The sequence below is a fragment of the Streptomyces rubrogriseus genome, from assembly GCF_027947575.1.
GTDB classification, from domain to species: domain Bacteria; phylum Actinomycetota; class Actinomycetes; order Streptomycetales; family Streptomycetaceae; genus Streptomyces; species Streptomyces rubrogriseus.
Genome location: NZ_CP116256.1, coordinates 6,308,819 through 6,325,889 on the forward strand (window position 1 = coordinate 6,308,819; position 17,071 = coordinate 6,325,889).

A 17,071-nucleotide genomic window follows, 5' to 3' on the forward strand; every position below is an offset into this window, starting at 1 on the left:
ACTGCGCCGGGCCGGCCATGACGTCGCCCTCGCCGCCACCGGCACCTTCGCGCCGCGCCCGCGACGCGGGGCTGGAGTTCCGGAGCCTGCCCGCGGACACGCGGGTGCAGGGCGAGGTCACGGGGAAACGCGACCTGATGCGAACCGCTGCCGCCTTCATCACGGAACTGGGGCAGGGCTTCGCCGACGCCGTGGCCCAAGGCACGGATCTTCTCCTGCTGTCGGCCACCACGGCCCCCCTCGGCTGGCACCTCACCGAGGCCACCGGCACACCGAGCCTCGGCGTGTACCTCCAGCTCACCGCGCCGACCGGCGACTTCCCACCCGTCGTGACCGGTTCCCGCTCACTGGGCCGGCTCGCCAACCGGGCAACAGGACGTTTCGCCCTGCGCATGGCCGACCGCGTCTACACACAGGCCGCCGCCCAACTGCGCCACCGCCTCGCCCTCCCCCTCCGAGGTACGCCGACGCCAGGGACGGGCGAACTGGCCCATCCTGCACGGCTTCAGCACGATCCTGGTGCCCCGCCCCTCCGACTGGCGCCCCGGCCTGGACGTCGCGGGCAACTGGTGGCCCCGTCACGACCCGGCCGACCGGCTGCCCGCCGCCCTCGAGGACTTCCTGGCCGCCGGACCCCGGCCCGTCCTCGTCGGCTTCGGCAGCATGGCCTCCGGCCACGGGGAACGGCTGAGTGAGCTCGCTGTGCGCGCCCTGCGCGGCGCAGGGCTGCGCGGCATCCTCCAGGCGGGCAGCGCCGGACTCGCCGCCGGCGGGGACGACGTACTCACTGTCGGGGACGTACCGCACACTCTCCTGTTCCCGCGCCTGGCCGCGGTGGTCCATCACGGCGGGGCCGGCACCTCCGCCGCCGCGCTGCGCGCCGGAGTTCCCGCCGTCACCGTCCCGGTGGCCGCGGACCAGCCGTTCTGGGCCGGCCGCCTCGCCGCCCTCGGCGCCGCCACCGACCCGATCCCCTTCCGCTCCCCCACCGCGGAACGGCTCGCCGCCCGCCTCCACCAGGCGGTGAAACACCAGTCACAAGAGTCGAGACAGGGAAGCCGCGTCGGTGCGCCCAGTGCGCACGAGAGGCCCCTCGTCAAAGGGACGGTGCGATCGGAATTCGACGGCGAGGCTTGCCGCGCCCCGCAGTCGGAGAAGGAAACGGGAAACGGCTTCGATCGCCTTGTCCGTCCGGGAGTTGGTGCCGCACTCTTCGTGCAGTACCCCTCGGCCCGGACGACCGGGTTTGGGAGGTTCCCGTGCCACATCCGTCCACCCCGTTCGGCGAAGAACTGAGGAAGCGGCGTCTGGAGGCCGGACTGAGCCTGACGGACCTGTCCGGTCTCGTGCACTACAGCAAGGCGCAGCTCAGCAAGGTCGAACGGGCCATCAAGGCACCCAGCCGTGATCTCGCGCGGCTGTGCGACGCCGCACTCGGTGCGGACGGCGCACTGATCGCTCTGAGCACCCCCGTCGCTGTCGATTCACCTGCCGTGTCGGCGCCAGGCCGGGTCGAGGAGGAGAACTGGATGATGCAGTTGTCACCGGACGACCCGAGTTCCTTCGGGCCCGTGGGCCGGCGCGAGGTGATGAATGCCGGTGTCGCGTCGCTGATGACCTGGAGGTCGGATGGATCGAGTCCGGCGTCCCCGGCCGCCGGCGCCGGCATGCTGGAAGCCTCACACCTGTTGTTCACGCACTACCGCAGACTCGGTCAGGCCGTGGAACCCGGCCTGCTCCTGCCCGTTCTGATCACGCAGACACACACGCTCCGGGAACTGTCGGCGCAGAGCGACAGCGGCACCAGGCGACACCTGCTGGCGCTCGGTTCCCGATACGCCGAGTACGTGGGCTGGCTGGTGCAGGAGACCGGGAACGAGCGTGCGGCGCTGTGGTGGACGCAGCGTGCGGTCGACCTGGCCGCCGCCGGCGGTGATCAGGCACTGGCCGGCTATGCGCTGGTCCGCAGGGCGTTGATCACGCTGTACCGGGAGGACGCCGAGCAGACGATCGCGCTGGCCCGCCGAGCGCAGAGCGGCGTGCTGCCATCACGGATCCGCGGTCTCGCCGCACAGCGCGAAGCGCAGGGTCATGCGCTCGCCGGTGATGTCGACGCCTGTCTCCGTGCCCTGGACCGGGCTCGTACTCTGCTCGCCCGCCGGGACGACGACGCCGACGGTCCGGTGATCGGCTCCATGCATCTTCCAGATTCGGTCGGCATGGTCACCGGCTGGTGCCTCGTCGATCTCGGGCGACCGCGCGAAGCGGGCGAGGAACTGGATCGGCAGCTCACTCAGGTCGGCCGCGACGCGGTGCGTACGCAGGTGCGGTACGGCGTACGCCGCGCGCTCGCTTATGCCTCCGCCGGCGAGATCGACCACGCGTGCGCGCTGACGGAGCCACTGCTCGACGGCGTGACGGCGGTCCGCTCGGCAACCGTCACGACCGATCTCCGGCGGCTTGTCCGGGTGTTGGGCCGCTACCCGGACCACCCTCTGGTACGCCGACTTGCACCGCGGCTCGGCACCTTGTCCCGCCCGACCACCCCTCTTGAGGAGTCACCGTCATGAGCGAGATCTTCATCAACTACCGTACCGGGGACGGAGAGAAGACAGCAGCCCTGCTCCGCCAGGGGCTGTCGCACCGCTTCGGCCCGGGACACGCGTTTCACGCGTCACAGTCCATCGTCCCCGGTGAGAGCTGGCCCGAACGGTTACTGACCGCTGTACGGCGCAGTTCCGTACTTCTGGCCGTCATCGGACCGGACTGGACGAACTTCCGTACCCGGCTGGATGATCCAGAGGACTGGGTGCGCAAGGAGATCGAGGAGGCCTTCCGGTGTGAGGTCCCAGTGGTCCCCGTTCTGGACGGGCGCAAAACCAGCCGACTGAGCAGGACCGATCTTCCGCCCGCGTTACGACGGCTGGCCGATCTCCAGTCCATCGCGTTCGACTCCGGTGACACAGACGTGTGTGTCGCGCGCGTCGGTGATCTGATGGCCGAGCTGATTCCCGGCCTCGACGACGGGTCAGGGACCGAGGCGGGGACGCCCGCGCCGGGCAGTGTGACCAATTCCATCGGGACTGTGAACGGTACGGCCGTACAGAGCCGTGACTTCACCGGTGACGTCGGCACGGTCGTCAAGGGCGCCCACGGTCCCGTCCACACCGGGAACGGCAACATCTACTCGCATTCACGCCATGTCTCGGGCGACCGTCACTTCTCGGGTGACGGAATGACGTACTTCGAGGGCGACCACCTCGGCGCCATCCAGCACCGGTTCGGTGAACGGGACGGTCACGAGGACAAGGACCGGTGATCCAGCGCACCGACACCTGGGTCCGGGACTCGGGCGTCACGGTAACGGGCAACGGCGACGTCTACATCGGCATGCAGTTGCGGGACTCGGACAAACAGGCTTTCCGCCGAGTCGCCGAGGACCAACTCCGCCGACTGCGCTACGTACTGGTCGCTCCGCCGCGCATGGGCGAGGCTCGTGCCGTGCTCGCCGACTCCGGCACCGTCATCCTGGACGGTGTCCCGGGCATCGGCCGGTCGGCCGTGGCCCGCGTACTGCTGCACGAACACCACCGGGACTGTGGTGTCTTCCGCGAACTCCCGGCCGGTGAGGAGGACGAGCTCCCCCTCCACGACCCCGCTCTGGTAGGGACCGGTGACCAGTTGCTGCTGGACCTGTCCGCCGCGGACGACCGCCGCTGGGCCGCAGCTCAGGCCGAACTCCCGGCGCTGCGCAAGACCGTCCACGAGCAGCGGGCCCACCTGGTCGTGGTCATGCCGTACCGAGGCGTGCTCGACCCGGACCTGCAGTACTGCCGCGTGGTGCTCGAACAGCCATCCGGTATCGGCGTCTTCCGGCGGCATCTGCGCCTGCACGGTGTGCCGCCTGAGCAGTATCTCCAGCCGGACGGCACCGTCACCGGGTTCCTCACCGCTGACAGGCCCATGCGGGAGATCGCGGAATTCGCCGACCTGGTGCGCCGGGCACGCGATGCCGGTCAGCCCGGGGACGGATTCGCTCAGTGGTGCGAGACGGCCGGGCGGGCGCGGAACGACGGACGGCGGGACGCCGCCGCGCTCGTCGCCAAGTTACGGGAAGCCCCGCAACGAGCCCTGCTGATCGCCGTGTCCATGCTGCACGGGGCGCATGCCGATGTCGTTCACCGCGCGGCCGAGCAACTGCTGAGCCTCCTCGAGCCCCCGTCGGAGAGCGTCTCGCCGCTGCAGCAGCGAGACCTCGCCGAGCGACTCCTCGACATCTCGGCCACTGCCGCCATCACCGGACAGGTCCGGTTCGAGAAGTTGGACTTCGACTCAGCCGTCCGCGCCCATGTCTGGGACCACATGCCCGATCTCCGCCCCCACCTGGGCACCTGGGCCGCGAGTGTGGTGGAGCTGAACGACCCGCACGTCGTCACCGTCGTACGCGACAGCCTGGTGGAACGGGTGGCCGGTGAATACCTGCGCACCGGACGTGCGGACGAACTGGGGTACCTCGTCGAACGCTGGAGTACCGGTACGACGAGCCGGCCTCGTCTGGAAGCGGCCGTGCATGCGCTCGCCCGCGGCCTGGCGGATCCGGTGCATGCCAGGGACTTCCGTCGGCAGATCTACCAGTGGTGCGCCAACGGGCGCCTCGAGGGGGAACTCGCACGGGTGCTGGTCCGCGTCTGTGCCGACGTCCTCGCGACCAGTCATCCGGATCAAGCCCTGGTCAGGCTCTACCACCTGGCCCGGCGTGAGCGCGGCACGACGCGTGCCCGGCAGGCGCTGTGCGATCTCGTGGCGGGCAGCCGCAGGCTGCACCGCGTGCTGCTCGACCGTCTCGCCCGCTCCGACTTCTCACCTGCCCATCTCGGGATTTTCCTCCAGGCCAGCGACCCCGAACTGTTGACACTCCGCTCCGGCACCTCGCACGCGCTGATCGACGAGCAGAGCGCGCAGCGTTCCCTGACAGCCTGCTGGCACGCGGTACTGACCGAACTGCCGCCTCCGCAGTGGCAGGCCGAAGCACGACGCTGGCTCCACCGGGCGGCCGCCGGCACCGGACCACACAGTGGGCTCCTGCTCGACCTCCTCGTCAGCGCAGCACAACGGTGCACGGAGAAGCGGGGCGAGGCCTTCGCTCTGCTGTACGCGTGCGCTCGCGACGCCGAGCGCGCCGGTCCGGAAGATGCGGTGCGAGCCGCGGAGACCACCGGTCTGCTGCTGCACAAGATCAGCGCGGCTCAAGGCATCGCTCCGGCCACACCGCCGACGACCTCACCGAGGGGGACTCGACCATGACCACCGCACGGAAGACCACAATCGTCTTCCTCACCGTTCTGAGCGGTCTTCTGCTGAGCATCGTCGGTCTGACGCAGCGGTGGCCCACATGGGCCTGGCCACTGCTGGCAGTGCTGCTGCTCGTCGTCCCCGCGGCCGTCTTCCGGGTCGCCTCGATGCGCCGCGGCACGGTACCGGTGGCTTTCGAGGAGCAGCTCACGGCCGCCCCCGTGGAACGCACAGAACACCGCGTCAACCAGGTAGTGCTGCCCAGCAAATGGCCCGACTACGACTTCGTCTTCTCCGCGACGGTGCGCTGGTACCTGGTCGACGCTCCCGCGAGTGCCCCCGTTCTCAACCCGGCGGGCCTCGCCGTCGACGCAATCCTGAAGCGGGCCCGCATCATCACCGAGCAACGGGAACCGGTCCGGTCCTCACTCGTCGAGCAGGAACTGTCCGGCGCCCTCAGCCGGATGGTGCCCGAGTCCACCGGGCACCTCCAGGCGATGGCGGAGAACATCCGGCTCGTCCTGGTGCAGCAGGACCAGGAGCGCCTCGACAAACTGGCCGACGTACGCAAGGACGAGGAGGTCTGGGCCCACCAGCGCAAGTACGAGCAGAGCAGGCGCCGGTACCTGGGCGAGGACGTTCTCAAGGACACCGGCAGCGCCGTGGTCTGGTGGCTCACCAAGAACGACGAGCACGTGGAACATACGGTGAACGACCTGGCCCTGCTCGCTCAGCTGACCTCGGCGGCCAATGACACCGACATTCCCGAACGGCTTCAGCATCTGATCGCTCAGCAAGCCGGCGGGCCGACGACGCCGGACTTTCCCGAGGCGCAGCCTCCCTCAGCGCCGCAAGGACGGGAGACAGCCACGATGCGTCTCTCCGACTTCCTCGACAGCATCGGATTCACCGACGGTGATGTACGCCGCCCGATGCTCGCGGCACAGATCGCCGGCCTCATCAAGGAGCAGAACCGCCACGAGACCGCCGAGGCGATCCAGCACCACTTCGATCCACCGGCGTCCCCCGCCCTGGACGACGAGGCGTCCACCTCCGGCTCGCCCCTCGCTTAGGAGCAGACCCATGGACAGCGAACTGCCGTACTCGCGGCGTCGGGCGCCACCGCGCGGACCTCGACAGGTTCGACACGACGGACAACCGCATCAGCGGTGGAGTCCCAGCACGGCCCCGTCGTCCAGTCGGGCACCGTGCTGGTCCGCCCTTCCCCGTGGATCACGTCGATCGCGGCGCCGGACAGAGCTCGGCCCCGAACACGTTCGTCCGGGGTCGCTCGATCACCGACACGAGAAGGCCCGTGTCGCGCACGCTGTGCTCGGTGCGGTTGACTGCTCGGGCGATGGCCAGGATCTCGTCGATCCGGACGTGACGCACGTCGGTCACTTCAGGCAGGCCAGGATCTCCGCATCGCTGTCCACCAGCTCGGCCAGGATGTCGTCGGGCATCAAATGGCGCGGTCGGGCCGTACTCCGTTACGAAGCGGCAGGTCAGGCACCCTTGCTCGCAGGCTCCAGGATCGCCACGCACTCCACATGATGCGTCATCGGAAGCATGTCACCCGGGTGAACTCAGAGAAAACCGCAGGTCAGGTCCGTCTCTCGTCTCCGTCTTGGGGCCACCATGCGCTGAGAGCGTCAAACGAACGTCACGGCGAACGCCCAGTGATCGCAGCAAGGAGTGCACCAGACGCCGCCCCCGTGGTCAGGTTCAGGCTTCGGCCCTCACACGAGGGAAGCATTGATCCTTATCAGCGTCGATCGTTTGGGACGCCCCATGCAAGCGGCATCTTGCTCAGGAAGCGGATGACGTACTCCCCGCTTACTTCGTTCCGGCCACCGGAAGCACGTATTCACCGGCGAGACGCGCCCAGTGCAGCGGGAGAGGCCGGGCGAGCGGCGGGTAGTCGTCGTGGTAACGCAGCTGGTGCGCGAGCGTCGCCCACTCCGCCGGCCGGTCGGGCGGGTCACCCGCACGCCCCGAGTCCGTCAGCGCCTTCTCCGACAGACAGCCGAGCACGGTGATCTCCAGTTGCCCGGGGTTCCACGCGGTCTTCCCGGGCGCTGTCCGGCCCTGTGCCGTGGGCGCCAGCTTCATGAGCCCCTTCGGCAGTTTCGCCACCGTGTGCGGCTTCGAGGCCGTACTCGCGAAGACACGGCCCTCCGTATCCGCCGTCCCCCACACACCCTCGGCGAAGCCGACCCCGTCCTCGGTGTCGTGGGCGTACCACTCCGCCACTTCACCCCGGGCGTTGGCGTCCCGTACTAGCAGCACCCGCAGGTCGTGGCCGTAGAGCGTGTGCCGCTGGGCGGGTTCGGCCCCAAAGCCGAGCGTGTCGCGGTCCAGTGCACCGTTGCGCAGGCCAGGCCAGCTCAGGCGCAGATTGCCGGCGTCCGCCAGCAGCAGCGTCGGGCGGTCGCGGAGCTGGAAGAGCAGTGCCCGGATCTGCCGCTCGGTCTCCCGCTGCCTGTCCTGCTCCACGCCCGGACGAGCAGCGGGCCGGGATCCTCCCGGGGCTGCCGAGTCATCGACGAGCTTCCCCGTGCCGGTCTCCTTCCCGCCGCTCGCCGCCGGTTCCCGTGCCTGGGAGAGCAGCAGCAACAGCTTCGGGTACGGCACCCATTCGGCTCGTTCTGCGTCCCACCCCTCGATGGCGCCCGGCCCGTCCGCGGGGCGCACCCGCACCGCCACCAGCCGGTGGACAGGGCATCGCGTGGGCCCCTTCTTGGTGTGGCGTACGAGCCAGAGCGCCGCGTACTGAAGGTCGCCCGGAATGCCTGCTCCCACCCTATGGGCGGGCGGGCTGATCGCGCCCAGCTGGCGGAGGGCGTCCAGCCAGGTCCACCTGGCCCGGTGTTCGAGAGCGCTGTCGGTGTCGTCGGGCGTGTTCACGAACTGGGTCAGCCGTCCCTGTCGTGCCCAGGCGATGCGCAGCGCATGCTTGGGGTCCGAGTCCGGGACGGCAGCGAAGCGCTCCTTGCCGGCGATCTCCGTGATCACGACTCCGACCCCGCCGAGGAGCGGGTCCGCCCGGTCCGCCACGAGCCCGCAGCGCCCTTCGATGGCCTCGGCCAGCCGGACGGCCCTGAGGCGCCCGCGGGCTCGGGTGGTCGGCAGGGCGTCGGCCAAGGGTCCCGCGGGCCGGGCCCGGACGCGGATGTCGACCCCCTCGCACTGCCACTGCCAGGTCACCCCGTCGGCCGACGGCACTTGCTGCCCGGCGGGAAGACCAATGAGCTTGGGCAGCTCGGCGAGCAGCGCAGCACGGGTTTCTGGGGACTGCCAGAAGACGTCGATCTCCAGGGGACGGCCGTTCAGTGCGCGTGTCAGCGCCGCCCACCGTTGCAGAGCCAGCTGGGCGTCGCGGACGCCCGGGACGCGTCCGGCAGCCGAACGGGGCAGCAGGGACGGTGTGTTGCTCCGGGAGACGCGCGTGAGGTCGGGGACCCGGGTCAGCAGGGGGCGCAGCCCTTCCTCGACCCAGGCGTCCAGATCCGCCCGCTCCTGTGGCATCAGCCCGGGTCCGACCTCGTGCGGGCCGATCGACGGGTGGTAGACGATGCCGGCGGCCACGTCCCCCGACCCGTTGATCCAGCGTTCGGGGTCGGAGAAGAGCGCTTCGGGCCGGGGGTAGTTGCGCACGATGTCCAGCTCGGGCACGAGCGGTGCGGGGCTGTGCCGGCGCCAGGCCAGTTCCTTCGACCGCCGGTCGTAGCCCAGCGTGTTCACCATCAGCCGGTGGCCCCGGTCCGGCCCTTCCGGCCACGGCAGTGGAGCGTCGAGCAGGACGGTCGTACCGCCGAGCTGGTGTGGGCGCACGTCCAGTCGAGTGGCCCACCGGCGTACCTGGGTGGACACATGGACGCGGAACCGCGGGGCGAACGGCACGGTGTGGACGGTGACGGTGAGGCAGGCCGAGTAGTACCAGGTCTGCCGTCGGCGCTCGTATCGCTGAGGCGGCCAGGAGACAAGACGCGCGCCGTCACCCGAGCTCTCGACGCGGAAGTGGAGTGTGGTGCCGCCCGTGCGGAACGTCCGGGCGGCCAGCCGGAAGGCGATCCACTCGGGCAGCAGGCTGTAGAGCCGGGCGGCGGGTTCGGCGGTTCCGCCCGCCGAGAGCACGCTCTCGGCGAGGTCGACCGGTTCCGTCTCCCAGTGGGGCAGACGTACCGTTTCGGCCGGGTCATCGGAGCGGAGCCTCTCCTCGAGATCGGCGCTCTCCGAGTCGTCGTCCTCCCGGTGCATGCCCGCCGCCCAAGCTCCTACCACCGGGGCCAGCACGTCCGGCGGGACGGCTTCCCGCGCGTAGAGCCATGGCAGACGGCCATCCGTCCCGGCGTTGCGGCCGGTCGCGATGACGCCTGGCGCCATCGCCTGGAGCAGGGAGTTGAGCCTGCGCACGGGGAGCCGGTGGGGGTGGACGGAGTTCTTGTCCGCCTCGGCATGCATCCCGGTGAGTTCGGCGTGCAGGTCCTCGCCGAGCCGCAGCACTTTCATCTCCTCCCGCCAGGGTCCGTGGAGCGGGTCGGGTTCGTAGGCCGCGATGCGAATGTGGTGGTACACGGAATTACCTCCTGGGACAGGGGTTCGGCGCTTACGGGTGGGCGGGTACGGCGGCAAGCAGGCGGGTGAGCATGCTGCGCAGTGGCGCGTACAGGGCGCGGACGATGAACTGCTCCTCCGCGGTCGTCGTGCCGCCGTCGAAATACGGGTCCAGGACGGCGAGGACGCTGTGCAGCAGACTGGATTCGGGGGTGTCGGGCCGCACCGGTACGGCGCCGCGGTTGGGGGCGAAGGCGGCGTCGACGAAGACCACCCGGGCCGGTACGCCACCGCGTACCAGTCGCCCGATCACCTGCCACAACAGGACCAGCATGTCCCAGGTGACCTGTTCCCGTACGTCGTCGTCGAGACGGCTCCACGCCATCGAACGGGCGAGTACCTGGTACCAGTACGAACGGGCGAGGCGGCGGAACTCCTCCGCTCCTTCCTCGACGGTGGGCTTTCCCTGTACCAGGGTGGCGAAGTCACCGTCGGTGACAGCGCGGACGACCCAGTCGTTGACGGCATGGACGGCCAGGTGGAGGTCCTCTGGGTGCGGATGGGGCCGTGCCAGGAAGTAGACCGTGCCGATGGCCGCCTCGTCGTCCTCGTTGAGGATGTTGTGGCCGCGTTCCAGCGCGAGCAGGGGCGCCACCAGGATGTCCGCCTCGAGGTCCTTCAGGCGCTCGACGTCGCCCCGGCGCAGTGATCGGGCGTGGTAGGCGGACGGCGCCTCGTCCTCCGCGGTGATCTCCTCATCGTCCGACACCAGGCACAGCACTTTGTTGCGCCAGCGGACGTTGAGGTTGTGAAGTGTGTCGGCCACCACACGGGCCTCGGCATAGCTGCCGACCAGCAGAAGGATCTGGTCGCGCCCTGGAGGAAGAGAGAGCAACTCCTGCTGGAGCGGACCACCTTCAGTGACCTCGTACTCGTCTCCGCCCTCACCTAGATGGCACGCGATGCGGCGCAGCTTCTCCGGGCGGTCGTCCGGATAGGTTCCCGAGATGCGCAGGTTCTCGTCGCCGTCGTCGATGAACTCGAAGCGCATGGAGCTCTCGTTGGCGATGCGTTCGGTCACCTCGGCCGGAGGTTCGATGACCACACCGACCGGGACGCAGACGTGGTAGCGGCTGGACGCGCCCGCCCAGCTGCTGCCCGACATGAGCAGCAAGTGGGCACCGGGCCTGCCGTCGACGGAGGTGAGGTCGGGGATGGCGCGCAGCAGCTCACGTCCGACGCCGCTGCACCGGAAGAAGGTCAGTTCGCCACTGCGGACTCCGCCCTTGTCCTCACCCGGGACCCGGAACTGGAAGCCGAGCACATTGCCCATCGGGGCCTCGGGCACCATCGGGCCGTAGTCGAGCGGTCGGCGGTACATCGTGTTGAAGCCCAGGCTGAGGGCGGCCTCGACGCGGGGCCACATGGCGTTGATCATGGCGAGCCGTGGTTCCAGGGCGCTGAGCAACAGTGTGAACTCGAAGCGCTCCGCGAGTTGCTTCCGCCATTCCTCGGGAGTCTGGGGCGGAGGCTTGGGCTTCCTGCGGCGTCCGCGCTTCTTCTCCTGTTCCTCCGCCTCGCGCCGCCACTCGTCGTACGTGTCTTGGTACTTCCGCTGCCGGGCAGCCATGTACTTCGGGTCGATGGCGAAGACCTCTTCCATGACCTCGGTGAGGCGGCGCCGGGTGTTCTCCGGGTTGCCGGTGTGGAGCAGTTCGGTGAGGAGGGCGGTCAGCCGGCTGAAGTCCTCTTCCGTCCTACGGTGACGGTCACCGAAGGGGTTGTCCCGGAACGCGTCGAGCAGTTTCCCGAGAGCTTGTCGGGGGGCGTGATGAGGGTGGTCCCGACCGCTGTCGTCGGGGAGTTCGTAGCGTTCGTCGAGAAGCCCCAGCTGGAGCGTCCAGGCGCTGAAGTAGCCCGTCCGCACCCACTTGCGCAGCTCGAACCCGGCGACGAGCATCGCGTACAACCGGTCGGTGGCCGCGCCTGCGGTGTTGAGGGCGGCGGCGAAGGTCTCGACGTCCCGTTCGGAGAGCTGGGTGCGTCCGCCGGCCGCGAGTTCCCGGATCTTGTGCCGGCTCAACTGGTCGATGAGGCCCTTGTCCTCGTCGCTGGCGAGGACCACGGCGGGTGCGAAAGTCCGGTCGAGCTGCATCTGGACACGGTCGGCCTCGTCGATGATCACGAGGTCACTGCGGCGGCAGGCGAGTTCCAGGAAGCGGATGCGCTCGCCGTTCTGAGGGCGGGGCGGCGAGGAGTCGATCAGCCCAGCCGGCGTGGCCACCCAGATCAGGGCGCCGACCAGGGTGCGAGCTCCGTGGTGACGGGGACAGGCGGACCAGTACGGGCAGCTCGTCAGCCTCTTCTGCAACGCGGAGTGCCGTCCGTCGCTCGGGTCACGCCGCAGGGCCGACGGGGGCCGGAGCCGGGAGCAGGGTGCCTCGCCGTAGGCGAGTGGTTCGGTCGTCGACGTGGCGCCCTGCCGTCTGACGTTGAGCAGGCAGGACGTACCGAGGTAGGCGAAGGCAGGGTCGTCGTGGGCGAGCAGTCGGTGCTCTCCCCGGCCCGCCAGCCGGCGGTGCAGCCGCTGGGCGTGCCGCTCGCGGCCGGAGGAGCCGAGCACGGGTGCGGCGGCGCCGTCGGTGTAGAGGTCGTACAGCCGGACGAGCTTCAGCACCTCCGCGACATCGGTGACGACGATGGTGGTGCGCTTGCCCAGCTTGGCGAGATGGACGGCGATGATGTCGCGCAGTGTGCTCTTGCCGGCGCCGATGATGCCGAGCAGGTGCTGGATGCCGTCGACCGTGAAGGCGAAGTCCTCGTCCTTCTTCGCCTTGTGGAAGGTTCCGTTCTCCTTGGTGGACAGGTCGAACGACCGTAGCCGCTCCAGCCACCGTGGTGCCCGGCCCTTGCCGGAGCGAGCGTGCTGGGCGTCCATCTCCGCCGCCGTGCGCTCCAGGCTCTCCCTGGTGAAGATCAGGGGCTCACCGCCGCCGGCCGGTTCCAGGTCCATGTCGTGGGCGACGAGGGGGATGCGGGGGACCGGCGGCAGGTCGACGACGGCCAGGGTGCGACTGACGGGGAAGGCGTGCGGACCCTGGCCCGCGACCTGCAGGCGCTTGCCCGCCAGCGGCGGTGCGGCACGCAGCAGTTGTTCGTAGACGGAGAAGCGGTCGTCGGCGACGGAGAGGTCGCGGCGGGCAGCGGGTGTCTCGGCGTCCGGTACGTCGTAGGCGCGCACCCGGGGATCGAACCTCTGGTAGGTGTCCAGCGCCTCGTGCCAGGTACGGCTCCGGCGCAGCGTCCACAGCGAGTACCTGGCGATACGCAGGGTTTTCGCCGCATCGGATGGCAGCGGCGCCCGGTGCGCCTCGGCGAACCCGTACCCGCTGAACAGCACCCAGGCGCTGCCCGCGGGGCTGCCCGGCATCATCTTCTGCTGGAGGTACAGGCCGAGTTCGACCTGGCAGAGGGCTTCCAGCGCGGGCTGGGGCACGGAGGACCCCAGAAATGCTTTGAGCGCGTTGAACACGTCGGTCAAGGGCGGGCTGATGCTACGCATCGTCGTTCTCCTCTCGCCGGTCCTGTCCCAGGTCGGGCACGAGGTCCATGGGGGTGGTGAGCACCAGCCGGTCCCGCAGGAGCGCGGGAAGGGCGTCGGTGAATGCCTGCCGGTAGCCGTCCCGTCCGGCGAGCGCGTCGGGGACCACGACGAGGGTGCGGTCCGCGAGGGGTGTGTGGTCGGTGAGATGGGCTGCGAGGAGCGCCGGCTGCAGGCGGTCGTACACCTGGATGTCCACGATGCGGGGGCTGGTGTCCCTGAGCCGGTAGGCGGGCAGAAGACCGGGCAGGGTCTCGTAGGCGACTCCGGCGCGCTCCAGTGCCTCCCGCGCGGCTTCGTCGGTGCGGTGCGGCAGTACGAGGTACCACCGCAGCGAGCGTTGCAGGATCCACGCTTGGTCCGGCTCACGGATGAGCCGCGGAGGGGCGTCGCGCGGGCAGTCCTCCCCCTCGCACCAGACTTCCGCGCCGGAGCCGGACGGTCCGGGCACGGGCACGGCACTGTCCCGGGGCAGCGCGGGGAGCCTGCACGAGGGGCAGTACAGGAAGTCTCCGTCGACGAGCAGGAACTCGGGCAACGGACCGTAGATGCTCTTGACCCGGCTCCAGACCGCCCTGTTCCAACCCGGCGCGAAGCGGTCCTGCTGGTGGACGACCGGGTGACGGGCCAGGAACGCCCGGCACTGCCGGTAGCGCTCCTCCGATCCGCTCCGCGCGTGCAGGTCCCCGAGGAGCGCACGGGCGTGTCCCGCCACGCCTCCGTCCGGTCCGTGCGAGGCCACCTCGAGACACGACCGGGTCGGCATCCGGCCGACCCGGTGCACCAGCGTGGTGCCCGGCGAGACCAGGGCGGAGGGGACCGCGAGGAGTGGGTCGTCGGACGGCCTGGTCCGGCACCACTCCCACAGTTCCGGAAGACTCCTCGGCGGCACCTCCCCCGCATCGAGGCAGCGCATCACCGTATGATCCAGCGCCCGCTGGGCGACGGCGGGATAGGGCAGGGTGAAGGAGCGCAGCCCCTGGACCTCCGAGAGAGCCACCACCATGCGGGCGAGTTCGCCGAAGAGGTCGCTGCCCACGCCCCCGGGTGCATCGCCCGCGTCCGGCCGATCGGCCCGGCCGGCCGGCCCCGCCCTCATGCCGGGGCCTCGCTGACGGACGACGCCGTGCACCAGCGAGCCACTTCACACCGCTCGCAGGAGCGTCCGGGCCGGGCCGCGTACTGGTCGTCCCCGTGCCAGTCGGCCACCATCGCCCGCAGTACCTTCTCGGCGGTGACCCGATTGGCCGGGGCGAAGGGATCGATGATCTCCAGGTCGGCGCCGCCGGGGCGCAGCACCTCCAGCTCGACCCGGGCGCGGAACGGATCACCGCCCAGGTCACCGCGGGCGATCAGCACGACGGCCAAGGCCAACTGCGGATAGCGCTCCAGCAGGGGGCGGCCGGACCGCCGATCGGTGACGGACGTCTTGGTCTCGCGCCACACCCATGACCCGGCATCCCGGTAGAGCAGGTCTGGCGCGGCCAGGACCACCACGTCGGCGGCTGTGTCGTGCCGCACCACCCGGGGCTCGGTCCGCACATCCGTACCGTCCCCGACGTACCGCAGCGGACAGACCGCGGCATGCCGCCGCAACAGCAGGGCGCCGAGTGCGCGTTCGTGTGCGGGCAGGTCGAATCCTTCCGGTACCCACTCCTCGGGAACCTCGACCGTGCAGGGCCGAGGCGATCCGTGGGCGTGCCGTTCGGCGAGGTAGGCGTGCAGGGCCCGGCCGCGCTCGGCCGTCACCTCGCGTTCGACGGAATCCGCCGTGGGCAGGTGCAGCCGGCGCATGTGGTCACGCGCCGGGCAGGCTCGGTAAGCCCGCCCGTTGGTGACCGACCAGGTGCGGCGGGGCCGGTCGTGCGCCTCGATGCCCAGCAGTCCGGGCGCTGTGCGCAGGGCCGGGCACACCGACAGGTAGGGGCATCCGCCACAGGCGGACCCCGGGCGGTACTCCCGTCCGTCCAGTACGCCGGCCAGGGCGGCGGGGCCGTGTTCGCGGTACCGGGCGCGCGCCTCCTCCCGGCTGCCCGCGAAGAGTTCCCGCGTACGACCGTCGAAGATCGCGAACTCCACGATCCGTACGTGCTCCGGCGGTGGTCCGGGGGCGCCCTCGGCCAGCACCAGGGCGACGGCCGCGGTGAACCCGTCGGGCGGCAGGTCCCGCAGGCGGTGCACAGGCAGACGAAGCTCGCGGTAGGCACCGTCGGGGGAGGCCAGGCAGCGGCCCCACACGGTGAGGCGGTACTCCTGGGCGTCGCGCGGGTCGGGATCGGACGGCCGGTAGCGGTACGTCCACGGCTCGGGCACCTCGTGCAGGGGGCGATCCGGGTCGAGGGGGAAGGCCGCCTCGTACATCTTCACCCCGTGCTCCGACCAGGTCCGCATACCGTCGTGCAGGGGACCGGTACGTGTCCGGGGCGGGCGGCCGGCAGGCCCCGAACGGATGTCGCAGGCAGCCATGAACGGGCCCAGAGCGAAGTGCTCCAAGCGCTCACGGCGGCGCGGTACGGGGTCGGTGGTGCGGTAGCCGCGGGTCTTGAGAGCGTCAGCGGCGGGGCATCGGAATTCTCCCCCCTTGAACATTCCGGCGGATACCGTGATGACTTCGGAGGTGCGGGTCGCCCCGTCGGGGGGCAGCCATGGCTGCGACATTTCATGCTCCATTTCCGTACGGAGGAAAGGTGGATGGCCATGAGGGAGATCGAGGAGATCGGCGATGTGGAGAAGCGTTACGAAGTGCTGGAAATGGTCGGCGACGGCGGCCAGGGCGACCTTTTTCTCGGGCGTGACCGCAGCAGCGGGCAGAAAGCGGCGTTGAAGCTACAGAAGGCCCGGGACCTCGGCCCCGAGAGCGATTTCCGCTGGGCCGGCGATGAACTGCTCGAAGAGGGGTCACGCATGATGATGCTGACGGGAATCCAGGGAATTCCCGAAGTCATCGCCACGGGGACACACCGGCGACGCCGGTGTCTGGTCATGGAATTCGTCGAAGGGCACCACCTGCGGAAGGTCCTGTCGGCTGCCCTGCCCGTCAAGGATCCTGTGACCGTTGCAGCCGTCATCGGCCAACTGTGCGAGATTCTGGCCAAAGTCCACGACCGGAATCTGGTGCACTGCGATCTCAAGCCCGAGAACGTCATCGTGCAGCCGGACGGCAGCCTCCGGCTCATTGACATGGGCCACGCGGTCGTGGCAAATCGAGAGACGGAATGCGCACGCGGCACGCGTGGCTGGGCCTCCCCCGAGCAGTCCGACAAGTGCCCGTCAGGTCTGACGCGGCAAGCGGACATCTTCGCACTCGGCTGCATCCTGCTGGAGATGACCGTGATGCGGCTGCCCTACGGCGGACAGGACGAGCGGGCGGAAGAGGGCACCCCGGTCCTGCCGGCCGACAAACTCGCCGAACTGCCCCCGGAGTTCGCCTCCCTGGCGCTGTGGATGGTCCGGTGGGAGGCGGCGGAGCGCCCGGCGGACGTCCGTGAGGTGTTCGACCGGCTCCGGCCGCATCTGCCCCCGCTCGGCTCGCGACGGCCACCGAAACGCCTGCGCCCGGATCCGACCGAGTACTACCGCACGCATTCGCCCCGGCTATGACGGTGAGCCGACGGCCACCGA

9 protein-coding genes and 2 pseudogenes are annotated in these 17,071 nt (G+C 70.0%); 6 read left to right on the forward strand and 5 right to left on the reverse strand.

Annotation, left to right across the window (positions count from 1 at the left end; genetic code table 11):
- The first annotated feature begins 1 nt into the window (after position 1).
- From Sru02f_RS28415 to Sru02f_RS28435, 5 genes and pseudogenes are all read left to right on the forward strand, one after another.
- A pseudogene (locus tag Sru02f_RS28415) lies at positions 2-1,296 on the forward strand (glycosyltransferase).
- A complete protein-coding gene (locus Sru02f_RS28420; RefSeq protein ID WP_109029841.1) occupies positions 1,260-2,570 on the forward strand; it encodes a helix-turn-helix domain-containing protein in 1,311 nt (436 codons plus the stop codon). The pseudogene Sru02f_RS28415 and the gene Sru02f_RS28420 overlap by 37 nt, the downstream one beginning before the upstream one ends.
- Positions 2,567-3,319 carry a toll/interleukin-1 receptor domain-containing protein gene (locus Sru02f_RS28425; protein ID WP_109029842.1) on the forward strand — a complete coding sequence of 251 codons (753 nt, stop codon included), beginning with the start codon at positions 2,567-2,569 and terminating at the stop codon, positions 3,317-3,319. The genes Sru02f_RS28420 and Sru02f_RS28425 overlap by 4 nt, the downstream gene beginning before the upstream one ends.
- On the forward strand, positions 3,316-5,304 hold the full coding sequence (locus Sru02f_RS28430) for a hypothetical protein (protein ID WP_109029843.1): 1,989 nt from the start codon (positions 3,316-3,318) through the stop codon (positions 5,302-5,304). The genes Sru02f_RS28425 and Sru02f_RS28430 overlap by 4 nt, the downstream gene beginning before the upstream one ends.
- Positions 5,301-6,365 carry a hypothetical protein gene (locus Sru02f_RS28435; protein WP_244941745.1) on the forward strand — a complete coding sequence of 355 codons (1,065 nt, stop codon included), beginning with the start codon at positions 5,301-5,303 and terminating at the stop codon, positions 6,363-6,365. Before Sru02f_RS28430 ends, Sru02f_RS28435 begins: the two co-directional genes overlap by 4 nt.
- Positions 6,366-6,543: 178 nt before the next feature.
- Here the strand turns inward: Sru02f_RS28435 and Sru02f_RS28440 are convergent.
- The 5 genes and pseudogenes from Sru02f_RS28440 to Sru02f_RS28460 form a co-directional block, all read right to left on the reverse strand.
- Positions 6,544-6,693: pseudogene (locus Sru02f_RS28440) on the reverse strand (type II toxin-antitoxin system death-on-curing family toxin); the annotation flags it as partial.
- A 435-nt stretch (positions 6,694-7,128) separates the two neighbouring features.
- A complete protein-coding gene (locus Sru02f_RS28445; protein ID WP_159107485.1) occupies positions 7,129-9,870 on the reverse strand; it encodes a pPIWI_RE module domain-containing protein in 2,742 nt (913 codons plus the stop codon).
- A gap of 31 nt (positions 9,871-9,901) precedes the next feature.
- A complete protein-coding gene (locus Sru02f_RS28450; RefSeq protein WP_109029845.1) occupies positions 9,902-13,411 on the reverse strand; it encodes a pPIWI_RE_Z domain-containing protein in 3,510 nt (1,169 codons plus the stop codon).
- Positions 13,404-14,489, reverse strand: a complete 1,086-nt coding sequence (locus tag Sru02f_RS28455) for a pPIWI_RE_Y domain-containing protein (protein WP_109029846.1) — start codon at positions 14,487-14,489, stop codon at positions 13,404-13,406. The genes Sru02f_RS28450 and Sru02f_RS28455 overlap by 8 nt, the downstream gene beginning before the upstream one ends.
- Before the next feature lie 56 nt (positions 14,490-14,545).
- Entirely contained in the window at positions 14,546-15,841 is a 1,296-nt protein-coding gene (locus Sru02f_RS28460) for a PD-(D/E)XK nuclease family protein (RefSeq protein ID WP_167469332.1), read from the reverse strand.
- A gap of 306 nt (positions 15,842-16,147) precedes the next feature.
- On the opposite strand from Sru02f_RS28460, the gene Sru02f_RS28465 reads away from it, so the two are divergent.
- The gene (locus Sru02f_RS28465) at positions 16,148-17,050 is read left to right on the forward strand and encodes a serine/threonine protein kinase (protein ID WP_159107486.1); all 903 of its coding nucleotides are present in this window, start codon (positions 16,148-16,150) and stop codon (positions 17,048-17,050) included.
- The last annotated feature ends 21 nt before the right edge of the window (positions 17,051-17,071 follow it).